This is a genomic window from Spirillospora sp. NPDC000708 (genome assembly GCF_040299565.1).
Classification (GTDB): Bacteria; Actinomycetota; Actinomycetes; order Streptosporangiales; family Streptosporangiaceae; genus Spirillospora.
In genome coordinates, this window is record NZ_JBEPCJ010000024.1 from 1 (window position 1) to 22,721 (window position 22,721).

Sequence of the window (22,721 nt, forward strand, 5' to 3'; positions counted from 1 at the left end):
CCGCGCTCGTGGTCCGCCAGTTCAACAGCGCCGGCCGGAACACCGTCATCCCCCGGTACCGGCTCGTGCCCGCATAGACGCGGCCGTCCGCGAACCGGGACGTCCGGTGGCCGCCCGCCGGGCCGGCCGGTCAGTCGTGGCTGACCTGGACGATGATCTTCCCGTCCCTGGTCATGCGCGGGCGGAAGGTCAGGCCGTTGACGGTCGAGGACGAGCCGGTGCCCGCCCACGTGGCGTCCATCGAGGTGACCATCTTGCTGTCGCGTCCGTTCGCGGTGAAGACGACCCGCGGGCCGTCGGTGCGGACGTCGATGCCGTCCACGCCGTACTTCGGGTCGAGCGGGATCCGCTGCCCGCTCTTCACCTCCACCTCGCAGTCGGCGTCGAGGCAGGCGTTGAGGTCGGTGCCGTCCTTCGCCTCGCTCTTCTTGCCCTTCGGGGCCGCGGCGGGCGCGGCCGCGCCGGCCGCCCCGGCGGACGCGCTCGGCGACGGGACGGGCGCCTCCGCGGCGGTGAGCCGCGCGTCGGTCCGCGCCGCGCAGCCGGTCACCGCGAGCGCGGCGACGGCGGTCGAGCTGATCAGGCCGAGAAACCTTGTCGACATTCTCTGGACTCCTGACGGTGACTTCTCTGTGCACGCCTTTCACTACCCAGAGTAGTCGATCAAGAATCGGACGCCGATCATCCGGGCGGCCATCGACCCAGGTCAGGAGGCTGGCTGCTCGTCCACGATCAAGGTCTGGAGCACCCGGCCGAACTCTCCGTGACCGTCGGCGAGGGTCGCCTCGCACAGCGCGCTGCCGTACGGGCTGACGCTCAGCGACGCGCCCATGCACAGCCACTCCCCGTCCGGGTCGCGGTGCAGCGCGACGGTGAGGTCGGTGTTGATGATCATCCACTTGGACAGGTCGAGCTGGCTGCCGATCCCGGACGCGCTGTCGGCCAGGGTGAGCGCGCGCACCAGCGGCGAGTCGGTCTCCCCGGCGACCAGCGGGACGCGGGCGCGGGCCCAGGTCGTCCCGGGGCCCGGCACGAAGAACGAGCCCTCGACGAGCCGCCACTCCATCGCCGACAGGTAGCCGTGCGTGTGCAGCTCCGGCGCGGCCGTGAACGCCCGGGAGGCGTCCGGCAGCGGCGGCGCGGCGGGCGCGTGGACGGTCTCGGGCACCCCGGCGGGCGCCGCCAGGATCCGCCAGGCGGTGGCCCGGACGACCGGCCGCCCCTCGTGGGTCATCTCGCCCTCCAGCAGGGCGATCCGCCGCCCCGGGCGGACGACCCGCGCGGTCACCTCCAGCTCGGCGACCGGGACGGGGGAGAGGATCTCGACCGTCACCCGCGCGACCCGGGTGCCGGGCACCGGGTCGGTGCGCTCGAACACCCGTCCCATCAGGCCGGCGACCGGGCCGGCGTGCTGCAGCGACGGCGACCACGGGCCTGCCGTGGCCGGGGTGCTGCGAAACCGGCCGCCGCCGAGCGGCTCGTAGAACGCCTCGGGGAGGTCACCGTCCACCGCTCTGCTCCTCTCCACTGTCTAGAACGATATTCTAGATCGTCAGTGGCAGAGCTTCTCCGTGGCGGTGCCGGAGTCGAGCGAGGAACCGGACGCGGGCGACGCCGCCGGCGACGGCGAGGCCACCTTCACCTTCTTCACGCCGTCCCAGTCGGCGCCCACCATCACCTGCACCCGCGACCCCAGCGACGAGACCTCCTTCAGCTTCGCGTTCGGGATCGCCGCCGCCAGGGTCTTCGCCGAGTCCTCGCGGCCCGGGCCGTACTGGATCTGCGTGTGCTGCAGGCCGCGCCGCGCGACCCCCGGCACCACCGTGACGTGGAAGCCGTCCTTCGTCAGCTGGGAGCCCGCGCGCGTCGCCAGCCCCGGCGTCCCGATCGCGTTCAGGACGCGGACGCTGATGTCGTCCGGCGGCACGGTCGGGCCGTCCGACGGCTTCTTCGACGGCGACGCGCTCGGCTTCGGCGCCTTCGTCCCGGTCAGCGGCTCGTCGTGCCGGATCCGGCCGAACAGGTCGTTCGACTTCGCCTCGTCCCACTGGACGGTCGACTGCGGCGTCGGCGAGTTCCACAGCTGCGCGTTGTACCCCGGGTTCGCCAGCGGCACGTTCGCGAACGTCAGGCTGTCGGTCGACAGGTCCTTCATCTGGTCGGCGAGCTTCGGCAGGCTCTTGGCGAGCTCCGGGTCCACCCGCAGCGACTTCAGCGCCGCGTTCAGGAACTTCGTCGACTTCACCGGGTCGCTCAGCGTCTTCGACGACAGCGCCTGCTTCATCATCGACGCCATGAACTGCTGCTGCCGGTCGATCCGGCCGAGGTCGGTGCCGCCGGTCAGCGTGTACCGGGCCCGCGCGAACGCCAGCGCCTTCAGCCCGTCCACGTGCGACTTGCCCTGCGGCAGCTTCAGCCCGCTCTTCGGGTCGTCGACCGCCTGCTCGGTGCACACGTCCACGCCGCCGAGCGCGTCCACCATGTTGACGAACCCGTAGAAGTTCACCTCGATGTAGTGGTCGATCGACACGCCGGTCGCCTGCTTGATCGTCGCCACCGTGAGGTCGGGTCCGCCGAACTGGTACGCCCAGGTCAGCTTGCCGGGACGGGCCCCGATCTGCTGGCCCTTCGCCCCCTCCGAGCCGTTCGACCGGTGTGCCGGGATCGTCACGTACGAGTCGCGCGGCAGGCTCACGATCGACACCCGGTCGTGGTTCCGGGACACGTGCACCAGCTCCATCGTGTCGGAGCGCTCGCCCGGATCGTGGCCCAGCTTCGCCGCCTTCTGCTGCGCCTTCGTCAGCCCCTCGCGGCGGTCGACCCCGGCCACCAGGATCGTCATCGCGCCCTTCGGGCCGTCCTTGCCCTTGCCGAGCCCGCCGACGTGCACCTTGTCGATCGCGCCCGTCACGTAGTTCTGGAACGCCCACGCGCCGCCCGACGTCAGCAGCACGAACGCCGACATCGTCCCGGTCAGCGTCAGGAAACGCTTCTGCCGACGGGCGCTCATCGCCGCCCGCGGGCTGATCCGGCGGCCCGGGCGCCTCGGCCCGCGCCCGTCCACCTTCACCCGCGGCGCCGGCATCCCGTCGATGGTGACGCCCTCGATGTCGCCGTCGTCGGCGGGGCCCTCGGCCGCCCCACCTGCGGGTCTGGGCCGGAAGTAGCGCTCCAGCGGGTCGGCGTCGCCGCGTCCCGAGTCGTGCCCGTCCACCATGCCGACGCCCGCCTCCCGAAGACCTCGTTCTCGCGTGGGTCCACACCACTCTAAAGTGGGGAACACCCGTCCGTTCGCTACCTGGACCTCGTGTCCTTGCAGTAACGTGGCGCCGTCTTGACCACACCCCGGCGGCCCGCACGCAAACCTGGGTGGCGTGGGCTGCGTCAGACAAGCAAGCGAGAGAGAGGAAGGGGGGCACCCCTCCGGCCGCGGCACCCCGTCGCCACGGTCGAGGTGCGCCCGCGAGCCCACATGAATCCATCTCCCCACGCCCAGCGCACGACACGGCACGGAACGCAGCGGCGCACCGGCGGCGAACGCACCTGGCCCGCGGTGTCGGTGGTCATGCCGGTCCTCAACGAGCAGCGCCACCTGACGGACGCCGTCCGGCGGATCATGACCCAGGACTACCCCGGCGAGATGGAGCTCGTGCTCGCCGTCGGGCCGTCCCGCGACCGCACCGAGGAGATCGCCCGCCGGCTCGCCGGCGAGGACTCCCGCATCGTCGTGGTCGCCAACCCCACCGGGCGCACCCCGCAGGGCCTCAACATCGCGATCAGGGCGTCGCAGTACTCGATCATCGTCCGGGTGGACGGGCACTCGCTGCTGCCGCCCGACTACGTCCGCGCCGCGGTCGAGACGATGGAGGAGACCGGCGCCGACAACGTCGGCGGCATCATGGCCGCCGAGGGCGTCACCCCCTTCGAGCAGGCCGTCGCCCGCGCCATGACGTCCCGGATCGGCGTCGGCAACGCCCGCTTCCACACCGGCGGCGAGGCCGGCGAGGTCGAGACCGTCTACCTCGGCACGTTCCGGCGCAGCGCGCTCGACCGGGTCGGCGGCTACGACGAGACCTTCACCCGCGCCCAGGACTGGGAGATGAACCACCGCATCCGGCAGACCGGCGGGCGGATCTTCTTCACCCCGCGGATGCGCGTCACCTACCGCCCCCGGCCCAACCTGCGCGCCCTCGCCAAGCAGTACTTCCACACCGGGCGGTGGCGCCGCGTCGTCGGCCGCGAGCACCAGGGCACCCTCAACCTGCGCTACCTCGCGCCGCCGATCGCCGTGGTCGCGATGACGGCGGGCGTGGTCGCCGGGGCGTTCGGGTTCTGGCCCGGCTGGCTCCTGCCCGGCGGGTACGCGGCCGCGATGATCGTGGGCGCCGCCGTCGAGGGGCGCGGGCTGTCGCCGTCCGCCTGGGTCCGGCTCCCGCTGGTCTTCGCGACCATGCACGTGACCTGGGGGGTCGGGTTCCTGACCAGCCCGCCGCGGCTCGGCCAGCCGGCGCCCGCCAAACCCGGCGAACCGGTGGTGTAACGGCGAAATCCGGCAGAACTGCCCTGAACCCTCGTGCGTTCCCGCACGTCTCAGGGTTAGGTTCGACGGGATCACGCCCGCCGGACGCGAGGAGGTTGCCATGTCCAACGGCGCACGCCACGGAATCGGCGCGGCGGTCGGGCTCGTCGCGACCGCGGTACTCACGTACTGCCTGACCATGGGCACCTACAAGATGTCCATGACGCAGCGCTACTACGCCGCGACCTTCCGCAACTACCACGGCAGCGAACTGTGGGTCGGCGCCGGGCTCCTCGTGGTCGCGGCGGTCGTGCTCGGGCTCGTCGTGGGATCGCGGGTGTCGCCGATCGCCTCGCTGATCCCCGGCGTCATCTACACGGCCGTCGGCCTGCTGTGGATCGCCGACGCCCAGTGGGCGATGCAGAACACGGCCAAGAAGTCCTTCCCCGACGACCTCACCATGGCGTACCTGAACCTCGCCACGTTCGGCGTGTTCCTGCTGCTCGGCGTCGGGCTGCTCGTCGCGTCGGTGCCGCCGTCGCGGTGGCGGGCCCGGGCGGCCGGGGCCGCCGCGCCGCGCTACGCCGGGCCGCCGCCCGCGCCGATGGGCCCGCCGCCCGGAGCGCCGGGCGCCCCTGGAGCTCCGGCGCCGCTGGGCGGGCCTCAGGCGCCCGCACAGGACTCGCCGTGGGGGCGGCCTCCCCAGTACGCGCCGCCCGCCGCACAGCCTTCTGGGCAGCCCCAGTACGGGCGCTCGGCGCAGCCGGGTTCCCCGTCGCCGTCGCCGTCCGCGCCGCAGGGCGGGTCGCGTCCGGCGCCCGGCGCGGTGCCGTTCGACGACGACGGCGGCAAGCCGTCCTCCCAGGGCGGCTCCGGCGACGGCGTCGGCGAGTGGACCCAGATGTACGGCGGCGACGACCTGCGCCGCGACCGCTAGCGTGGCCGGGACGGTACGCTGAGCTGGTCAGGGCCGGTCCGCAGGGCGGGCTCGGGGAGGTGCGCCATGACCGCCGAGATGGTCGCTCCCGCGTGGATGCACGAGCAGATCACAGCGGAGCAGTACGACTCCTGGTCCGAGGAGCAGTGCGCGGGCATCGAAGTCGTGGACGGGATGGTCGTCGTGAGTCCCAGCGCTTCCAAGCGCCACAACCGCCTCGCTCGGATCCTGGCGAACGCCTTGGACGAGGCGGGAGCCCCGGACTGGAACGCCGACACGGACATCGACGTCCGACTGCAGGACGTTCCGCTCACCAATCGCCGTCCCGACGTCGTCGTGTACCGGGCGGACACGATCGACATCGTGCCGACCCGCCCCGAGCACGTGCTTCTGGTGGCCGAGGTGGTCTCGCCGGGCTCGGAGACCACCGACCGGGTCGTGAAGGTGGATCAGTACGCCAAGGCGGGCATCGCCTTCTACTGGAGGGTGGAGCAAGCAGCCACCGGTGTTCCGTTGCTGTACACCTATGTTCTGGACCCGGCGAGCGGGGCCTACCGGGACGGAGAGGTGTTCACCGGCAAGGTCAGGGTGTCGGCTCCGTTCTCTGTGGAGGCCGACCTCGGGGCGGTCTGAGGGCGCCCCTGCGCTTCGCCGGCCTCTCCACTACGCCAGTGCCGACAGGACCCCGGGGATGTCGTTGACGACCATCGCGTCCACGCCGGCGGACGCGTAGTCCGGGGCGCGGTCGGCGGCCGGGCACCAGGCGATCACGTCCAGGCCCGCCTCGTGCGCGACGTCGACGCAGTGCTCCAGCGGCCGCAGCCGGCTGTCGGGGTGCTCGAACCCGCACGAGCCGGTGTGCACCGCGATGGCCTGCAGGTCCAGCCCGGCCGCGGCCGGGACCGCGTGCCACATCGGGAACCGCAGCCAGGTCAGCAGGCCCAGCGGGACGTCCGGCAGCTCGCCGCGCAGGAACACCAGCAGCGCCGGGTCGAACGAGGTGACCAGCAGCCGGCGCCGCCGCGCCTCCCGCTTCAGCACCGGCAGCAGCAGAGCCCCCGTCCGGCGGGACGGGGCGTCCACCGCGTCCTCCAGCACGGTCTTGACGTCGACGTCGACCGCCACGTCCGCGGGCAGCGCCTCGAAGATGTCGGCGAGCAGCGGCAGGCCGCTGGCGTCGGCGGGCATGTCCACGATGTGGTCGCCGCCCTCGACGGTCGGGTCGTGCCGCAGGACGAGGTGGTCGTCGGCGGTGCGGGTCACGTCGATCTCCACCCAGGACAGCCCCGCCTCGGCGGCGGCGAGCAGGGACTCCAGGGTGTTCTCCGCGACCGGCGACGACGCGCCGGGCGGGGTGAGCCGGCCCGCGCCGTAGCCGCGGTGCCCGATGACGGCCGGGGACTTCTCGAAGATCAAGGCAGGTCCTCCTGGGCGAGGTGCTCGGCGACCACCGCGTCGAGCGGCTGGGTGACCTTGAGGTTGCGCTCGCTGCCCGCGACCACCCGGATCGGCACGTCCGGCAGGTAGCGGTGCACGATCCCGCAGTCGTCGGTGGCGCGCAGCGCCGGATCGGCGAGGGCCAGCTCGTAGGCCTTGCGGATGGTGCCGAGCCGGAACCCCTGCGGGGTCTGGAACCGGCTCATCGTCTCGCGCGGCGGCATGGACGCGACCACCCCGTCCTCGACGACGACGATCGTGTCCGGCGACGGCACGCCCACCGCGACGGCGTCGTGGCCGTCCAGCGCGTCCAGCACCCGGTCGATGACCGGGGCGTCCACGAACGGGCGGGCCGCGTCGTGGAACAGCACGCGCGTGTCGTCGGGGCGGTCCTCCAGCACGCGCAGCGCCGCGACGGTCGAGGCGGTGCGGGTCGCGCCGCCCTCCACCACGCTCGTGACGCTGCGGAACGGCGCCGCGATCACGCCCGCCTCGCGCAGGTGCCCGGCGGCCATCACCACCAGCACCTCGCCGACGCCGGGATGCGCGTCGAACGCGGCGATCGCGTGCGCCAGGATCGGCCGCCCGCCCACCTCGATGAGCTGCTTGGGGCGCCCCGCGCCCATGCGCTCGCCGACCCCGCCGGCGAGCACCACCGCCACCGTCCGCGCCGCCATCTCTCCCTTTCACCGCCGCTCGGCCCCGCCCGCGGGGGCGTGCGCGCCCGTTCCTGCGACACCCGGTCACCGAGTCGCTACGCTGAGCTGTCACCCGCACGCTTCGATCTCGCCTGGAGGCGCCGATGGCCAGGGTGCGCCCCTGGCGCCGGCTCGCCACGCTCAACGTACCGGAGGCGGCCGACGCCGTGGAGGAGAACCGCGCCCGCCCGGAGCGGGCCGCCGCACGCGGGGCGTCCGGGCGCGCGGAGCGCCGGCGCGGCCCGTCGCACCGCGGCGACGGCCTCGTCGCGGCGTACGCGGTCGGCGGGTACGCCCCGTACCTCGTGCGCTGGGCGGCGTCGCGCGGCCTCGCGCCCGAGACCGTCGCGGGCATCTCGTTCTGCTTCGGGGCGCTGGCGGCGGTCTGGTTCTCCGCCGGTTCCCGCGCCGGGATGATCGCGGGCGCGGGCCTGCTCTACGCCTCGTTCGTGCTGGACTGCGTGGACGGCGGGCTGGCGCGCGCGGAGGGCGCGCCCGGGGCCGCGTGGCCTGCGGGCGTGCTCGGCCGGGCCAAGGAGGCCGCCGTGTACGCGGGCCTCGCGGCCGGCGCGGGCGCGGAGCCGCCGGGCGGGCCCGGCCTCGCCGGGAACGCGTGGGCGGCGGCGGTGGCCGCGCTGACGCTCCTGTCGGTCCGCCACACGATGGACGTGTCCTACGCGGCGTCCCGGTACGGCCGGCGCCTGCGGCGGGACCGCGTCCGCAACGAGGTCGCGCGCCGCGCGGTGCGGGCGCTCGCGCTCCTGGCCGGCGAGCGGTTCGCGCTGATCGCCGTCACCGCCGCGCTCGCGGGCGCCCGGGTCACCTTCACGGTCCTGCTGGTGTGGGGCTCGGCCGCGGCCGCGTTCGTCCTCGCCGGGCACGCGCACGGCTCGTTCGCGCACGCGGCGCCCCTGCCGGGATCGGCGGACCGGTGAACGCCGCCGTCCAGGTCGGGGACCACCGCGACGACGGGCCGGTGTGCCTGGTGCTGGGCCGGACGGCGCGCGGCCGGCTCCCGCCGCTGCCCGCCGCGGTCGCCGCCGCGGGCGTCACCGCGCTGCTGCTCGCCGCGGGTGCGCCCGGCCCGCCGGCCCCCGCGCTGCTCGCCCCGATCGTGGTGATCCTTCTGGCGGGTCCTTCCGCAGGCCATCCGCACACCGGACGGCTGGACTGGCTCGTACCGCCCATAATCCGCGCGATCGAGTATGGTTACCTCGCCGTACTGGGGTTTGCGCAGGGAGTGTCGGCACCGCTCGTCTACGTGCTGGCGGCCGTCCTCGCGCTCCACCACTGCGACGTCGCGTACCGCTCCCGCCAGGGACTCCGGGCGCGGGGGCTCGCCCTCCGCGCCGGGCTCGGCTGGGAGGGCCGGATGCTCTGTGTGGCCTTCGCGGGCCTCTGCGGACTGCTTCCGCTCGCGTACGCTGCGCTGGCCGCCTACCTTGGTGTGCTGTTCGGCAGCGAGGGCGTCGCCACGTGGGCGCGGTCCGGTCGCGGCGGCGGTGTGATGGTCGACTGGGAGGAAGAGAAAGCATGATCGGCATGGTGCTGGCGGCGGGCGCGGGCCGGAGGCTGCGGCCGTACACCGATACCCTCCCCAAGGCCCTGGTCCCCGTGGACGGCGAGACCACCATCCTGGACATCGCGCTCGGCAACCTCGCCGAGGTCGGCCTGACCGACGTGGTCATCGTCGTCGGCTACTGCGCCGGCGCGGTCGAGGAGCGCAAGGCCGCCCTCGAGGAGAAGTACGGCGTGTCCATCACGCTGGTTCACAACGACAAGGCCGAGGAGTGGAACAACGCCTACTCCATGTGGCTGGCTCGGGAGCACTTCTCCAAGGGCGTCCTCATGGTCAACGGCGACACGGTCCATCCGGTGAGCGTCGAGAAGACGCTACTGGCGAACCGCGGACCGGACATCCTCCTCGCCGTGGACAACGTGAAAACTCTCGCCGACGAGGAGATGAAGGTCATCCTCGACGAGGGCGAGCACCTGAAGACGATCACCAAGCTGATGGACCCGTCGACCGCCTACGGCGAGTACATCGGCGCCACCCTGATCGAGCCCGCCGCCGCGGAGCCCCTCGCGGACGCCCTCAAGGCGACGTGGGAGGCGAACCCCGACCAGTACTACGAGGACGGCTACCAGGAGCTGGTGAACCGGGGCGGCCGCATCGCGGTCGCGCCGATCGGCGCGGTCGAGTGGGTCGAGGTGGACAACCACGACGACCTGGAGAAGGCCCGCCGGATCGCCAAGACCTACTGACGCCGCCGGCGCCACACGCGGGACGACCCCGAGCGAGGAGGCCCATGCCCCTGCTGACGCGGATGCTGAACGCGCCGCTCTCCATCGACGTGCGGCGCGGCGCCGTCGCCGCCCTGGGCGAGCTGCTCGCCGACAAGCGCATCGCCACCGAGGGACGGGTGGCCATCGCCGTCGGCCAAGGCCAGGGCGACCACATCGCCGAGCACGTCCGCCCGTCCCTGTCCGCCTGCGAGGTGTTCCAGGTCGAGGGCGGCACCGTCGACGCCGCCGTCGGCCTCGCCGGCAAGCTGCGCGGCGGGACGTTCGAGGCCGTCGTCGGCATCGGCGGCGGCCGGACGATCGACGCGACCAAGTACGCGGCGACGCTGTCGGGCATTCCGATGGTGTCGGTCGCCACGAACCTGTCGCACGACGGGATCTGCTCCCCGGTCGCGTCCCTGGAGCACGACAAGGGCAAGGGCTCGTTCGGCGTCGTGATGCCGCTGGCGATGGTCGTCGACCTCGACTACGTGCACACCGCGCCCGACCGGCTCGTCCGCGCCGGGATCGGCGACGTGGTCAGCAACTTCTCCGCGGTGGACGACTGGCTCCTCGCCGCCGAGCAGTGCGGCGAGCGCGTCGACCGGATGGCGCTGACCGTCGCCCGCACCGCCGCGGAGGCGCTGCTGCACCAGCCGGGCTCCATCGAGTCCGACCGGTTCCTCACCGTCCTCGCCGAGGGCCTCGTGCTGTCGGGGATGGCGATGTCGTTCGCGGGCGACTCGCGTCCGGCGAGCGGCGGCGACCACGAGATCCTGCACGCCATCGACCAGCTCTACCCGGGGACGGCCAACCACGGGGAGCTGGCGGGGATCGGCGCGGCGTTCTGCTACCACCTGCGCGCCAGCCGGCTCGGCGGCGCGGACGCCGGCGACACCGCCGCGGAGCGGCTCGCGGAGATCCTCACCTGCCTCGGCAGGCACGGGCTGCCCAGGTTCCCGGCCGACGTCGGCCTGACCGAGGAGCAGTTCGCGGAGGCCGTGCTGTACGCCCCGCGCACCCGTCCCGGCCGCTATACGATCTTGGAACACCTCGGCCTCGACAAGGGCGAGACGCTCAAGGCGGTGGAAGAGTATGTCCAGGCCCATGGAGGCTGAGCTCCCCGGACAGCCCGCGCCGGACCCCGGTCCGCCGGACGCGGGCGACCAGCGTCCGCCGCGCAAGGCGGCGAAGGTCGCCGACATCCGCCGGTACGGGCAGCCGCCCGGCCTGAAGGACCGGCGGAACGAGGAGCACTGGGCGGGCCGCCTCTACATGCGCGACCTGTCCCCGTACTTCGGGTGGATCGCGCTGCGCCTCGGGTTCAGCCCGAACCAGCTCACCTACCTGATGATGCTGAGCGGCATCGTCGCCGGCGTCGTGGTGTCGCTGCCCGCGTCCGGCACGGGCGCGCTGTGGACGGCCCTCGGCGGCGCCCTGCTCATCCAGGTCTACCTGCTGCTCGACTGCGTGGACGGCGAGGTCGCCCGGTACCTGCGGCGGACGTCGGTGGCGGGGGTCTTCCTCGACCGCATCGGCCACTACCTGTCGGAGATCTCGCTGCTCATCGGGCTCGGCTTCGCCGCGCAGGGCGGCTGGAAGAACGGCGGCTGGGCCGAGCTCGGCCTCGTCGCCGCGCTCGGCGCCGCGCTGATCAAGGCGGAGACCGACAACGTCGTGGTGGCCCGCGCCAAGTCCGGGCTGCCCGCCGACCCGTCCGGCGGCGACCGGGCGCTGCGGCCCCGCTCCACCGGGATCGCGCTGGCCCGCCAGGCCGCGTCGATGCTGCGCTTCCACCGCATCATCGGCGCCGTCGAGCTGTCGCTGCTGATCCTGGCCGCCGCCCTGATCGACACCCTGACCGGTGCGGACACCCCCGTCGCGATCCGCGTGCTGATGGTCGCCGTCGCGTTCGTCGCGGTCGTCCAGACCCTGCTGCACCTGGTCAGCATCCTGGCCTCCCGGAGACTGAAGTGAAACTCAGCGTCGTCGTCCTGACCATGGGCAACCGCCCGGACGAGCTGGCCCGCGCCGTGCGCAGCGCGCTGGAGCAGGAGCACGCGGACGTCGAGGTCGTCCTCCTCGGCAACGGCGTCGACCCCGTGGGCGACCGCGCCGGGGTCCCGCCGTTCGACGACGAGCGCGTCAAGACGATCAGCCTGCCGACGAACGTCGGCATCCCCGCCGGCCGCAACCGCGGCGTCGAGGCGTCCAGCGGCGACGTGGTGCTGTTCCTCGACGACGACGGCTGGTACCGCTCCACCCGCCTCGGCACCTACCTGCGGGACCGGTTCGCCGCCGACCCGGCGCTCGGCGTCGTGTCGTTCCGGGTCCGCGACCCGGAGGGCGGGCGGGGCGAGCGCCGGCACGTCCCCCGGCTGCGCGCCGGGGACCCGGAGCGCTCGTCGGAGGCCACGACGTTCCTCGGCGGCGCGTGCGCGATCCGCCGCGCCGCGTTCGACGCGGGCGGCGGCCTGCCGGAGGACTTCTTCTACGCCCACGAGGAGACCGACCTCGCGTGGCAGATCCTCAACGCCGGCTACCACATCGTGTACGACGCGTCCGCGGTGATGTTCCACCCGGCCGTCCTGCCGACCCGGCACGACATGTTCTACCGGTACAACGCCCGCAACCGCGTCTGGCTCGCCCGCCGCAACCTGCCGTGGCCGCTGGCGTTCACCTACCTCGCGGTGTGGATCGGCATGACCCTGCTGCGCGAGCGCAAGCCGAGCGCCCTGAAGCCGTGGTTCAAGGGCTTCCTGGAGGGCTGGCGCAAGCCGGCGGGCCCCCGCCGCCCCATCTCCTACCGCACCGCGTGGCGCATGACGCGGACGGGCCGCCCGCCGATCATCTGATCGCCGACAGGATCAGATGGGTCAGCTCCGCCGTGATGTCGTCCAGCGGGATCGTCTGGTCGCGGGCGGACCAGTGGTGGACGAGGTTGTTCACGGCCCCGATGATCGCGATGACGGTGAGGCGGTAGTCGCGGTCGGCGGCCTCGCCGCGCCCGACGGCCTCCCGGATCATCGCGAGCATCGTCTCCTCCCAGTGCGCGCGCCACTGCAGCCGGTGCCGTTCGAGGCCGGCGCTGACCCCGATGACCTCGACGAACGCGATGCGCGCCCAGCGCGGGTCGCTGGCGGTGACGGTGACGAAGGCGCGGACCGCGCGCTCGACGCGGGCGGGCAGCGGGTCGGCGGCGGCCCCGGCGTAGGCGGTGTCGAGGGCCGCGCGGGCGCGCTCGTTGATGCTCCGGTGCAGGGCGGTGAGCAGTTCCTCGCGCCCGGAGAACTCCTCGTAGAAGTTGCGGGTGGACACGCTGGCGGTGGCGCAGAGCCGCTCGATGGAGGTCGCCGCGTAGCCGCGGGTCCCGAACAGTTCGAGGCCGGCGCCGAGCAGCCGCTCCCGCCGGTCGGCGCGGCGCTCCTCGGCGGAGCGGCCGCCGTAACTGCGGCGGGGGGCGGGGTTCCGGCCGCTCATCGATCTCCGTTCTGGCGGTGTCGTAAGGAGGCAGCGCCAGCCTAACCGCGCCCGGCCCGCCGCGCGCCCCGTCGCCGTCGTCCGCCCCCCGCCGTCGTCCGCCCCCCGCCGTCGTCCGCCCCCCGCCGTCGTCCGTCCCCCGCCGCCGCCCGCCCGCGGTTCAGCGCAGGACGGGGGTCTCCTCGGTCATGCGCGACAGCTTCTCGGGGTTGCGGACGGCGTAGAGGCCGGTGATGAGGCCGTCGTCGATGCGCACCGCGATGACGGTGTCGATCTCGCCGTCGAGCCGGAACACCAGCGCCGGGTAGCCGTTGACGTGCGCGGGACGCAGCGACGCGGCGGCGCCGAACCGGTTCAGGCCCGCGGCCAGCGGCGCCACCAGGTCGGCTCCGGTGATGGGCTCCAGCGCGGCCTGCGCGACCCCGCCGCCGTCGCCGAGGAACACGACGTCCGGCGCGAGGACGTCGAGCAGCCGCTGCAGGTCGCCGGTCTCGATCGCCCGCCGGAACGCCTCCAGCGCGCCGGCGGTCTCGTCCGGGGAGACGGGGCCGCGCGGCCGGCGCGCCGCGACGTGCGCCCGGGCGCGGCTGGTGATCTGGCGGACGGCGGCGGGCGACTTGCCGACCGCCTCGGCGATCTCGTCGTAGGGCAGGTCGAACACCTCGCGCAGCACGAACACGGCCCGCTCGGTCGGCGCGAGCGTCTCCAGCACCAGCAGCATCGCCATCGAGAGGCTGTCGGCCAGCTCGATGTCGTCGGCCACGTCCGGCGCGGTCAGCAGCGGCTCGGGCAGCCAGGGGCCGATGTAGGACTCCTTGCGGCGGCGGAGCGTGCGGAGCCGGCCGAGCGCCTGGCGGGTGGTGATCCGCACGAGGTAGGCGCGCCGGTCCCGCACGCCGTCGAGGTCGACGCCGATCCAGCGCAGCCAGGTCTCCTGGAGGACGTCCTCGGCGTCGGCGGCGGAGCCGAGCATCTCGTAGGCGACGGTGAACAGCAGGTTGCGGTGGGCGACGAACGCCTCCGTGGCGGCGTCGGCGCGGCCGGGCCGCTCCGGCGGGGTGCTCGCCGGCTCCGGCGGGGCGCTCGCCGGCTCCGGCGGGGGGCTCGTCGGCTCCGGCGGAGTGCCGGCTCGCTCCTCGGGGTCGTTCATCGCCGGCTCCTGTCTGCTCGTCGTCAAGGCTGCCACGCGCATGAGATGCCACCCGCCGCCGCCCTGTGACAGGTGCGGCCGGTGGCGTAGGTCACAGCGCGGCGCCGTCACAGGGGCCGGGGCGCCGGCATCTCCATGGCATCAGGACGCCGCGCGGACGGGCCGCGCGGCGCACGGCCCCGCCATGGAGCCCACTTCGGAGCCCGCTACAGAGGAGAAGCCATGGAATCCCGGTTCGACCTGATGGCCAACGCGCTCGGCGCCAAGATCGGCAAGCGGTTCTTCAACGTCAGCCTGGCGATCCAGCAGTCGTCGCTGCCCGAGAGCGTCCAGAATCTGGCGATGCTGCGCGCCAGCCAGATCAACGGCTGCGGCTGGTGCGTGGACGTGCACAGCAAGGACGCCGCGGCGGCGGGGGAGACCGCCGTCCGGCTGGGCCTGGTCGCCGCCTGGCGCGAGTCGACCGTGTTCACCGAGGCGGAGCGGGCCGCGCTCGCGCTCGCCGAGGAGGGCACCCGGCTCGCCGACGCCCACCACGGCGTGTCCGACGAGACGTGGGCGCTGGTGCGCGAGCACTACGACGACGACCAGATCGCCGCGCTCGTCTACCTCGTCGCGATGATCAACGCCGCCAACCGGCTCGGCGTGATCTGCCGCAGCAAGGGCGGTTCTTACGAGCCCGGCGCGTTCGCCGGGCTGGAGAACTGACCGGCGGGCACCCGGCCCGGATCCGCGGATCCGGGCCCGGCCCGCGCCGCGCGCGTCAGCCGGACAGCAGGATGCCCTCCCACTCCGGCGCGGACGTCAGGACGACCAGGTGCTGGGTGGCGCGGGAGACCGCCACGTACAGGACGCGGAGCCCGTTGGGCGACTGCGCGGCGACCGTCTCGGGGGCGGCGATCACCGCGGCGTCGAACTCCAGGCCCTTGGCCTCCAGCACGTCGAGGACCTGGACGCGGTCGGGCAGCCCGGCGGCGAGGCGCGCGCGGGCGGCGGCGTCCCACCGCGCGGACGCGATCTCGTGCGGCAGCGGGATCGTGCCCTCGTCGTGCGTCTCGGCCGGATGGAACGGGACGATCACCCCGATCGTCCCCTCGACCTGCCCGAGCAGCTCCTCGGCGGCCTCCCGCGCGGCGGCGGGGAGCCCGGCCTCGGGGAGGACGCGGACGGCCGGCGCGATCCCCGAGGAGCGGACGGCGCGGGCCGGCCGCGCCTCGGGCAGCGCGCGCGCCAGCACCCGCGCGGACACGGCGGCGATCTCGGTGGAGTTGCGGTAGTTCGTCGTCAGCTCGTACTCGTGCCGGGTGCGGCGCGGCGCGGTCTTGCGGCGGCGGCGGTTCCGGGACGACGGGCGCTCCCCGCTGAGCGCCGCCTCCATGGCCGTGCGGGCGGCGGCGAGGTCCTCCCAGGCGCTCTGCGCCGGGTCCTCCACGACCGTCCAGCTGGCCTGGCGGCCCCGGCGGCCGAGCATCCGCCACTGCATCGGCGACAGGTCCTGCGCCTCGTCCACGACGATGTGCGCGTACTCGGGGCGCTCCTCCACCACGCCGTCGTCGACGCGGCGGGACCGCTCCAGCCGCTCCATCGACGTGGTGAGCTCCTGCATCTCCGGCTCCCAGTCGTCCTCCGCGACCTCCTCGCCGGTGAGGATGTTGACGCCGTCGACCACGAACGGGTCGTCGGCGGCGGCGGACGCGCGGCGGCGGGACGGGCGCGGCGGCGCGCCGAGCAGCGCGTCGAGCTCGTCGATCAGGGCGACGTCCTGGTAGCTGAACGGGGCGTCGCCGCCAGCGGGGGCGGCCCAGGACGCCGCGAGCCGGGCGACGTCGTCGCGGTGCAGCTCGCGCCCGGCGGCGCGGCGCAGCCGGTCCGGGTCGCCGAGCGAGCGGAGCACGTCGGCGGGGCGGCGGATCGGCCAGAACGCCACGAGGAAGTCGGCGAACTCGCGCTGCTCGCGGACGCGCGCGTCGAACTGCTCGCGGGGCGTGCCGTCGCCCGCCGGGCGGCCGGTCTCGTCGTCCAGGGAGGCGAGGCCGTCGGCGGCGAGGATCGCGTTCCACAGGCCGGCCTCGGCGCCCTCCGCCTCCCGCGCGGCCTCCGGCCCGCCGAGGTCGTTGAACCGCCGCCAGAGGGCGTCCAGCAGCATCTCGGCGACCTGGCGGCGGGCCGCGTTCACGCTGCCCCGGCTGCGCCGGTGCACGTCGTTGCGGACGCGGTCGAGGACCCGCCGGTCGAGGGAGACGACGACGCCCTTGAACACCACGCGCAGCTCGTCGGGCGCGCCCGGGGCGTGGTCGGCGACGGCGCGCCGCAGCACGGCCGCCATCGCCTCCGACCCCTTCAGCGCGGCGAGCGGGGGCGTGTCGTGGACGGTCGCGGTGACGCCGTCGACGAGGTCGCCGAGGGAGCGGAGCGTCGCCGAGCCCTCGCCGAGGGACGGCAGCACCCGCTCGATGTAGGCGGTGAAGCGGCGGTTCGGGCCGACCACCAGCACGCCGCGCGAGCCGAACCGGCGGCGGTGCCGGAACAGCAGGTAGGCGACGCGGTGCAGGGCGACCGCCGTCTTGCCGGTGCCGGGGGCGCCGCGGACCAGGACGGTCCCGTCGGCGGGCGCGCGGATCACCTCGTCCTGCTCGCGCTGGATGGTCGCGACGATGTCGCGCATCGCGCCCTCGCGGGCGCGGGCGAGGGAGGCGAGGAACGCGCCGTCGCCGACGATCGTCATGCCGTCGGCGGCGTCGGGGTCGAGGAGGTCGTCCTCCAGGTCGACGACGGTGTGGCCGCGCGAGTGCAGGACGCGGCGCCGGACGACGCCGCGCGGGTCCTCGGGGGTGGCGCGGTAGAAGTCCTCGGCGGCGGGGGCGCGCCAGTCGATGACCAGGGAGTCGTGCTCGCTGGTGCGCACGCCGATCCGGCCGACGTAGCGGACCTCGCCGGACGGCTTCTCGCCGGGGGCGAGGTCGAGCCGGCCGAACACCAGCCCGTCGTCGGCGATGTCGAGGGCCTGGGCGCGCAGCGCCGCCTGGTGGACCATCGCGTCGCGGTCCACCAGGGAGCCCTTCGTGCCGGCGAGCGACTGCCGGTAGCCCTCGCGGATCATCGCCTGGGCGTCCGCGCGCATCTCCTCCAGCCGCGCGTAGGCGATGTCGACGTACCGCTGCTCGGCGGCGATCTCACGGTCCTTGACCGTGCCGCCGGGCTCGGTCGGCCGCCCGGTGACCTGGGACGACATGCAGGCTGCTCCTCGCGCTCGGCTCGCCGGGGACGGCCCCCGGCGCCCTAAGGGGCGAAAGAGACAAGCCTATGCGGTCCCCCCGACGTTCAGCGCGGCGGCGCCGACGCCCGGGGCGGGCGCGGGCGGCGCAGCGCGAGGCGCAGCGGCCCGGTCCTCCCGCCGGGCGCCACGTGGACGTCGCCGGGCCGCGCCAGGGACCGGTCGATCTCGTCGAGGACGAGCCGGTCGGGGACGCCTGCGGGCGGGCTCGCGAAGCGGAACGCGACGCCGCGCCCGTGGTGCTCGGCCGCGAGGGTCTCGACGTAGGCGCGGGCGGCGGCGGACGCGGCGGCCGTCGCGGGGGACGCGCCGGACGGCACGATGACGATCACCTCGCCCGCGCCGCGCTCCAGCATCCCGGGCAGCGCCGCGCTCACGAGGGCGGCGGGACCGAGGAACGCGCGCCGCATGACCTCGTCCAGCGGCGCTTCCAGCGCGCCGGGCGGTGCGTTGGCGGGCGGCGGTGCGTAGGCGGGCGGCGGGGCGATGACGAGCCGGTGCACGGCCCCGGTCACGCCCAGGATGTCCGCCACGTCCTCGGGGTCGGTGACGTCGCAGGTGCGGACGTGGGTGTTCGGCGAGCGCAGCGCGGTGGCCGCGAGCCCGACCTCGTCGGTGTCCACGGCGACGACGTCCCATGCCGCCGCGGCGAGCCGCCGCGCCGCGAGCGCCCCGACGCCGCGGGCCGCGCCGGCGACCAGGGCCGTCCGCCTCATGGGCGCACCTCCTCGGCCGGGTCGAAGGTCATCGACAGGTGCCCGACCGTGGTGCTGCTCAGCGCGCGCGCCCGGTCCAGGCCCAGAGACCGCAGTTCCTCGGCCACCGGATGGTCGCCCAAGACGACCTTGGCGCCGCCCGGGCGCATCCGGACGTCGGACGGCGTGAGCGTCCACGGCGTCCGGCGGGTGACGCCGTCCAGGCACGAGTACGCGTCCACCTTGGGCGCTCCGGCGCCGCCCGGCATCGGCGCGCCGGGCCGCACGGCGACCTCGATGGCGGTGCGGCCGCCGAACCGCACGGCGCACCGCTTGACGCGTCCGGCCAGGTCCATCGGGATGTCGGCGAGCTCCTTGGGGAAGCCCCAGATGCTGCGCCCGCACTCCAGGGTGAACTCCTGGTTCACGGGGAGCCAGTGGATGAACGCGCCCACGTCCCGCATGCCGCGCAGCCGCCCGAGCCTGCCGGACGGCGGCGGCGTCCCGGGCGGGCGCACGAGGAACGCGACGGCGAACTCGTGGTACGGCCCGAGGTCGCCGTCGGCGTAGCGGACGAACGCCAGCGAGCAGATCGCTCTTCCTCCCCGGCCGACCGACCCCGACCTGCCTCCTCGGCCCGGCCACACCTCGGCGATCTCCAGGCCGGAGTAGGCGATGACGGCCTGCGCGGCGGCGGCCGGGACGGCGAACATGGCCGAGGCGACGGCGGCGTCCCGGATCTGTACCGGAAGCGCGACCTCGTGCCCCTGGATCGGATGGACTTGCGCGGCACTTGTCACACCGGTAAGTAGAACAGGTTCTCGTTTTGCTGCCAAGGGCGGCCCGCCCTCCCGGTGGCGCGACCCGGCCCGGTCGCGCTCGACGCCCGGCTCAGCCGCGCTCGACGCCCGCCTTGATCCGGCCGAGGGTGGCCCGCATGCCCGCGCGGTTGAGCGCGGCGCGCTCCTCGGCCGGGACGCCCGTGAACACCTTCCCGAGCAGCGAGACCAGCCCCGCGCCGCGGGTGCCGCGCCGCAGGTCCTCCCAGTACTCGGTGAGCCGCGTCCGGGCGCCGTCCGCGCCGCCGACGTCCTCGATGCGGTAGCCCCACAGCGCCACCGGGAGGCCGAAGCTCGACACGCGGAAGGCGAACGCCTCGCCGGGGACGGCCACCGTCACCTCGCAGGTGGTGAACCAGACCCGCCAGCCGAGCCGGTTGAACCCGACGAACTTCGTGCCGGGCCGGACGGCCCGCCCGCGGATCCACGTCGCGAAGACCTCGGGGCTCCACTCGCGCATCCGCCGCAGGTCGGCGACCGCGGCGTAGACCGCCCGCGTGCCGGCCTCGATCGCGACGCTCTCCTCGACCACCCACTCGCGTTCCATGCGCCGATCATCCCACTTTGTGACCGACCGGTCATCGGCCGGGCTAGCGCAGGTGCGAGAACGCCTCGCGCCACTCGGCGTACCAGGCCGCGAACCACGGGTGCGGCTCGGCCAGCGGGACGATGTAGGTGACCGTCTCGGCGTAGTAGCGGCGCTGGAAGTCCGGCGGCATCCGGTCCAGCCGCTGGACGTTGCTGACCCGGTCGGCGAGCTTCACCAGGACCGCCTCCGGCGGAGCGTCCCGCAGCCGGCGCAGGTACGCGGACTTCGCGGCGCGCTTCGCCTGCCGCCCGGCGCCGCCCGCCGGCGGCTTGGTGACCCAGTCGACCAGCTCGGTCACCTCGGGCCCGAACGCGTCCTCGACGTCGGCGAGCGTGGCCGGGGTGTCCTCCACCACGTCGTGCAGCAGCACGGCGGACAGCATCGCCGGATCGGTGACGCCCGCGCCGCGGACCAGCACCTCCAGGGCCTCCAGCAGGTGCTCGACGTACGGGTCGCCGGTCGGGCGCCGCTGGTCGCCGTGCCAGCGCCGCGCCGCGTCCGCCGCAGCGGCCAGCGCGCCGAGGTCGACGCGGGCGCCGTCGCCGGACGACTCCAGGTCCGCGCGGGCGGCGTCCCAGGTGCGCCACCGGGTGAAGACCTCCACGTGCCCTCCCTGCTGGTTCCGGTGGTGCCCGGCCCGGGAGGGCGGGGCGTCCCCGGGCGAATCTGTCCGGGCCGTGTCGCGCGGGCGGGCGCGACACGGCAAGGTGGGGGTCCACACTATGCGGCCAGTGGACGGACATGCGGTCGGCGGAACAGGGAGGCGGCACGGGCGTGGGCGGGAGCCGGCGGCGGCCTGACGGCCGGCCGGGGCCGGGTGGCGGCGTCCGCGTGGCGCTCGGCCTCGTCGCGGGCGCCCTCGCCGTCGCGCTGTGCGCGGTCCTCGTCGAGCGGTTCGTCCTGCACGCCGAGTGGTGGCAGGTCCGCCACACCGTCACCTCGCAGCCGGTCGCGCCGCAGACCGACGTCGGCCCGCCGCCCGGACCGCTCGCGGTGAGCTGGGAGGACACCACGCGCATCCACCGGGGATCGGCCGCCGGGTACGACGGCGTCGCCTACGACGTGGCGCACGGGCAGGTCGTCGCGGCGTCCGGCGGCGGCCTGGTGGTCCGGGACGCGCGGAACGGCGCCGCGCGCTGGAGCTACCGCCGCACCGGGTGGACGCTGCTCGGCTGGACGTCCACGCGGTCCCGCCTCGTCGCCTACTTCGAGCGGGACGGGCGGCGCGGCGAGCGGCTGCTCGTCGGGTTCGACGAGCTGTCGGGCGCGCAGCTGTGGCGGCGCGACGGCGAGCGGCCCGCGGCGGTGTCGCGCGCGACGCTGCGCTGGCCCGCCGGCGCCGGGGTGGTGCTGACCACCGACGACGGCCGCCGCACCCTGTACGGCGTGTCCGCGCTGAGCGGGAAGCGGCTGTGGCGGACGCCGCTGCCGAAGGGCTGCCGGCTGTTCGAGGGCGCGGCGCAGCCCTCGGACGCCCTGGACCCGGCCGGCGATCCGGCGGACGGCGGGGCCGCGCCCGGGCGGCGGGGCGACGCCCTCGCGGCGCTCGCGGTCGGCTGCCCGCGGCAGTCCGGGCGGCTGCTGGCCGTCGACCCGGGGCACGGGCGGGTCCTGTGGAGCCGGACGCTCGCGGCGGGGGAGTCCCCCGAGGTGCGGGTGCTGGACGGCGCGGTCCTCGTCGCGGACGGGGCGGCGCTGCGCGCGTTCACCGCCGCCGGCGACCGGATCGCCGAGTGGGACGGCGACGGGGTGTGCGGCGACCGGATGTGCCCGGCCGTCCTCGCGGGCGGGCGGCTCGTGGTCGTCCGCCACCAGGACGGGAAGGGCGCCGGCACCGACCGGATGGAGGCGGTCGACGTCCCGTCCGGAACGGTGGCGTGGTCGCGCGACGTCCCCGGATACGCGGCGCTGGCGGAGGCGGGCGGCATGGTCTACGCGCTGCGGCCGCGCCTGGCGGACCAGCTCCTCCCGGCGGGCGTCGACGTCGTGGACCCGGCGGACGGCCGGGCGTCCACGACCCCGGCGCCGTTCGCGACGGACCCGGACCTGCCCGGCGCGCGGCCGTGGCTGGCGGCGGCGGGCGGGCTGCTGTACGCGGCGGTCGCGGAGGCGGCGCCGCGCCCGGCGGGCGCGGCGCGGCTGGTCGCGCTGCGCGGCGGCCCGGACGGCACGGGCCCCGCCGAGCTGGGCGGCGTGCCGGTGGACGACTGGCCGGACGCCTGCTCGCTGCTGAAGAAGGCCGACCTGGCCGCCGTGCACGCCGACGACCGCGGTGCCCGGCCCACCCGGACGAGCGTCGGCGGCGTGACGCTGCCTCGCCCGGTGTCCTGCACGTACGAGACGACCTGGAACGAGTCGGCCGGGAAGAGGCCGGGTGAGGGGCGGCCGTCCGGCGGTCCGAAGCCGTCGGCGACGCCGTCCCCCAAGGGGAGCGCCACCGGCAAGGCGACCGGGAAGGCGGCCGGCAAGGCCGGGACGTCGCCGACCCCGCACGCCTCCGGCGGTGCGAAGGCCGGGCACGACGCGGTGCCCGAGACGGCGGTCCGCGGGCTGACGGTCAGCGTGCGCTGGGTGGCGGAGACGCCCGAGGCGGCCGAGCGGATGCTCGAAGCGCTGGAGGCGGTCCAGTCGCAGGCGCGGGAGCGCCCCGACATCCCCGCCGGGCGGGCCTACGAGCTCGGGCCGACCGCCGGGATGATCGCGCTGCGGGTCGGCCGGGCCGTGGTGGTCGTGGACGTGGACCGCCCGCCCGGTGCCGCGGCCCGCCTCGCCCGGTCCGTCGCCGGCCGCCTCCAGACCTGGTCGGCGGGCACCTGACCG

At 75.0% G+C, this 22,721-nt stretch carries 23 protein-coding genes; 11 read left to right on the top strand and 12 right to left on the bottom strand.

Annotated features, from left to right (window positions below; all coding sequences use genetic code 11):
* Positions 1 to 130 precede the first annotated feature (130 nt).
* The 3 genes from ABT299_RS18955 to ABT299_RS18965 form a co-directional block, all read right to left on the bottom strand.
* Positions 131 to 604, bottom strand: a complete 474-nt coding sequence (locus tag ABT299_RS18955) for a hypothetical protein (protein ID WP_190867029.1) — start codon at positions 602 to 604, stop codon at positions 131 to 133.
* A 102-nt stretch (positions 605 to 706) separates the two neighbouring features.
* Positions 707 to 1,510 carry a thioesterase family protein gene (locus ABT299_RS18960; protein ID WP_500251544.1) on the bottom strand — a complete coding sequence of 268 codons (804 nt, stop codon included), beginning with the start codon at positions 1,508 to 1,510 and terminating at the stop codon, positions 707 to 709.
* A 42-nt stretch (positions 1,511 to 1,552) separates the two neighbouring features.
* The gene (locus tag ABT299_RS18965) at positions 1,553 to 3,217 is read right to left on the bottom strand and encodes an LCP family protein (protein ID WP_500251545.1); all 1,665 of its coding nucleotides are present in this window, start codon (positions 3,215 to 3,217) and stop codon (positions 1,553 to 1,555) included.
* Between the two features lie 255 nt (positions 3,218 to 3,472).
* Here ABT299_RS18965 and ABT299_RS18970 point away from each other — a divergent pair, with 255 nt between their 5' ends.
* From ABT299_RS18970 to ABT299_RS18980, 3 genes are all read left to right on the top strand, one after another.
* Entirely contained in the window at positions 3,473 to 4,540 is a 1,068-nt protein-coding gene (locus tag ABT299_RS18970) for a glycosyltransferase family 2 protein (protein WP_190867023.1), read from the top strand.
* Between the two features lie 100 nt (positions 4,541 to 4,640).
* Complete coding sequence (locus ABT299_RS18975) at positions 4,641 to 5,456, top strand: hypothetical protein (protein ID WP_500251546.1); 816 nt, start codon at positions 4,641 to 4,643, stop codon at positions 5,454 to 5,456.
* Between the two features lie 66 nt (positions 5,457 to 5,522).
* Complete coding sequence (locus ABT299_RS18980; RefSeq protein WP_500251547.1) at positions 5,523 to 6,089, top strand: Uma2 family endonuclease; 567 nt, start codon at positions 5,523 to 5,525, stop codon at positions 6,087 to 6,089.
* Positions 6,090 to 6,119: 30 nt separating this feature from the next.
* Here the strand turns inward: ABT299_RS18980 and ABT299_RS18985 are convergent, their stop codons facing one another.
* Together ABT299_RS18985 and ispD are read right to left on the bottom strand one after the other, a co-directional pair.
* Entirely contained in the window at positions 6,120 to 6,872 is a 753-nt protein-coding gene (locus tag ABT299_RS18985; RefSeq protein WP_387021475.1) for a glycerophosphodiester phosphodiesterase, read from the bottom strand.
* A complete protein-coding gene (gene ispD, locus ABT299_RS18990) occupies positions 6,869 to 7,570 on the bottom strand; it encodes a 2-C-methyl-D-erythritol 4-phosphate cytidylyltransferase (protein ID WP_500251548.1) in 702 nt (233 codons plus the stop codon). The genes ABT299_RS18985 and ispD overlap by 4 nt, the downstream gene beginning before the upstream one ends.
* Before the next feature lie 125 nt (positions 7,571 to 7,695).
* Between ispD and ABT299_RS18995 the strand changes: the two genes are divergently transcribed.
* From ABT299_RS18995 to ABT299_RS19020, 6 genes are all read left to right on the top strand, one after another.
* Positions 7,696 to 8,526, top strand: a complete 831-nt coding sequence (locus tag ABT299_RS18995; protein WP_500251549.1) for a hypothetical protein — start codon at positions 7,696 to 7,698, stop codon at positions 8,524 to 8,526.
* Positions 8,523 to 9,128: a DUF5941 domain-containing protein gene (locus tag ABT299_RS19000; protein ID WP_387021466.1), complete on the top strand. Its 606-nt coding sequence runs from the start codon at positions 8,523 to 8,525 to the stop codon at positions 9,126 to 9,128. Before ABT299_RS18995 ends, ABT299_RS19000 begins: the two co-directional genes overlap by 4 nt.
* Positions 9,125 to 9,856, top strand: a complete 732-nt coding sequence (locus ABT299_RS19005; protein ID WP_190860242.1) for a phosphocholine cytidylyltransferase family protein — start codon at positions 9,125 to 9,127, stop codon at positions 9,854 to 9,856. Before ABT299_RS19000 ends, ABT299_RS19005 begins: the two co-directional genes overlap by 4 nt.
* A 62-nt stretch (positions 9,857 to 9,918) precedes the next feature.
* Positions 9,919 to 10,992 (top strand): iron-containing alcohol dehydrogenase family protein, encoded by a 1,074-nt coding sequence (locus ABT299_RS19010; RefSeq protein ID WP_190860276.1) that lies wholly within the window; start codon positions 9,919 to 9,921, stop codon positions 10,990 to 10,992.
* On the top strand, positions 10,982 to 11,851 hold the full coding sequence (locus ABT299_RS19015; protein WP_387021463.1) for a CDP-alcohol phosphatidyltransferase family protein: 870 nt from the start codon (positions 10,982 to 10,984) through the stop codon (positions 11,849 to 11,851). Before ABT299_RS19010 ends, ABT299_RS19015 begins: the two co-directional genes overlap by 11 nt.
* Before the next feature lie 23 nt (positions 11,852 to 11,874).
* The gene (locus ABT299_RS19020) at positions 11,875 to 12,729 is read left to right on the top strand and encodes a glycosyltransferase family 2 protein (protein WP_500251591.1); all 855 of its coding nucleotides are present in this window, start codon (positions 11,875 to 11,877) and stop codon (positions 12,727 to 12,729) included.
* Here the strand turns inward: ABT299_RS19020 and ABT299_RS19025 are convergent.
* Complete coding sequence (locus ABT299_RS19025; RefSeq protein WP_387021460.1) at positions 12,722 to 13,354, bottom strand: TetR/AcrR family transcriptional regulator; 633 nt, start codon at positions 13,352 to 13,354, stop codon at positions 12,722 to 12,724. The two genes, ABT299_RS19020 and ABT299_RS19025, sit on opposite strands and share 8 nt — an antisense overlap.
* Positions 13,355 to 13,514: 160 nt before the next feature.
* Positions 13,515 to 14,504, bottom strand: a complete 990-nt coding sequence (locus ABT299_RS19030; RefSeq protein ID WP_500251550.1) for an RNA polymerase sigma-70 factor — start codon at positions 14,502 to 14,504, stop codon at positions 13,515 to 13,517.
* 222 nt (positions 14,505 to 14,726) lie between these two features.
* Here ABT299_RS19030 and ABT299_RS19035 point away from each other — a divergent pair, with 222 nt between their 5' ends.
* Positions 14,727 to 15,212 carry a carboxymuconolactone decarboxylase family protein gene (locus tag ABT299_RS19035; RefSeq protein WP_190860234.1) on the top strand — a complete coding sequence of 162 codons (486 nt, stop codon included), beginning with the start codon at positions 14,727 to 14,729 and terminating at the stop codon, positions 15,210 to 15,212.
* Positions 15,213 to 15,267: 55 nt separating this feature from the next.
* On the opposite strand, the gene ABT299_RS19040 is transcribed toward ABT299_RS19035, so the two are convergent.
* The 5 genes from ABT299_RS19040 to ABT299_RS19060 form a co-directional block, all read right to left on the bottom strand.
* Entirely contained in the window at positions 15,268 to 17,736 is a 2,469-nt protein-coding gene (locus ABT299_RS19040) for a HelD family protein (RefSeq protein ID WP_500251551.1), read from the bottom strand.
* An 89-nt stretch (positions 17,737 to 17,825) separates the two neighbouring features.
* Complete coding sequence (locus ABT299_RS19045) at positions 17,826 to 18,494, bottom strand: SDR family NAD(P)-dependent oxidoreductase (RefSeq protein ID WP_500251552.1); 669 nt, start codon at positions 18,492 to 18,494, stop codon at positions 17,826 to 17,828.
* Complete coding sequence (locus ABT299_RS19050; RefSeq protein ID WP_500251553.1) at positions 18,491 to 19,273, bottom strand: acetoacetate decarboxylase family protein; 783 nt, start codon at positions 19,271 to 19,273, stop codon at positions 18,491 to 18,493. Before ABT299_RS19050 ends, ABT299_RS19045 begins: the two co-directional genes overlap by 4 nt.
* Before the next feature lie 91 nt (positions 19,274 to 19,364).
* Positions 19,365 to 19,859, bottom strand: a complete 495-nt coding sequence (locus ABT299_RS19055; RefSeq protein ID WP_190860228.1) for an SRPBCC family protein — start codon at positions 19,857 to 19,859, stop codon at positions 19,365 to 19,367.
* 43 nt (positions 19,860 to 19,902) lie between these two features.
* The gene (locus tag ABT299_RS19060) at positions 19,903 to 20,505 is read right to left on the bottom strand and encodes an HD domain-containing protein (protein ID WP_387021445.1); all 603 of its coding nucleotides are present in this window, start codon (positions 20,503 to 20,505) and stop codon (positions 19,903 to 19,905) included.
* Positions 20,506 to 20,675: 170 nt separating this feature from the next.
* Between ABT299_RS19060 and ABT299_RS19065 the strand changes: the two genes are divergently transcribed.
* Positions 20,676 to 22,718, top strand: coding sequence for an outer membrane protein assembly factor BamB family protein (locus tag ABT299_RS19065; protein WP_500251554.1), 2,043 nt, complete (start codon positions 20,676 to 20,678; stop codon positions 22,716 to 22,718).
* Positions 22,719 to 22,721 lie beyond the last annotated feature (3 nt).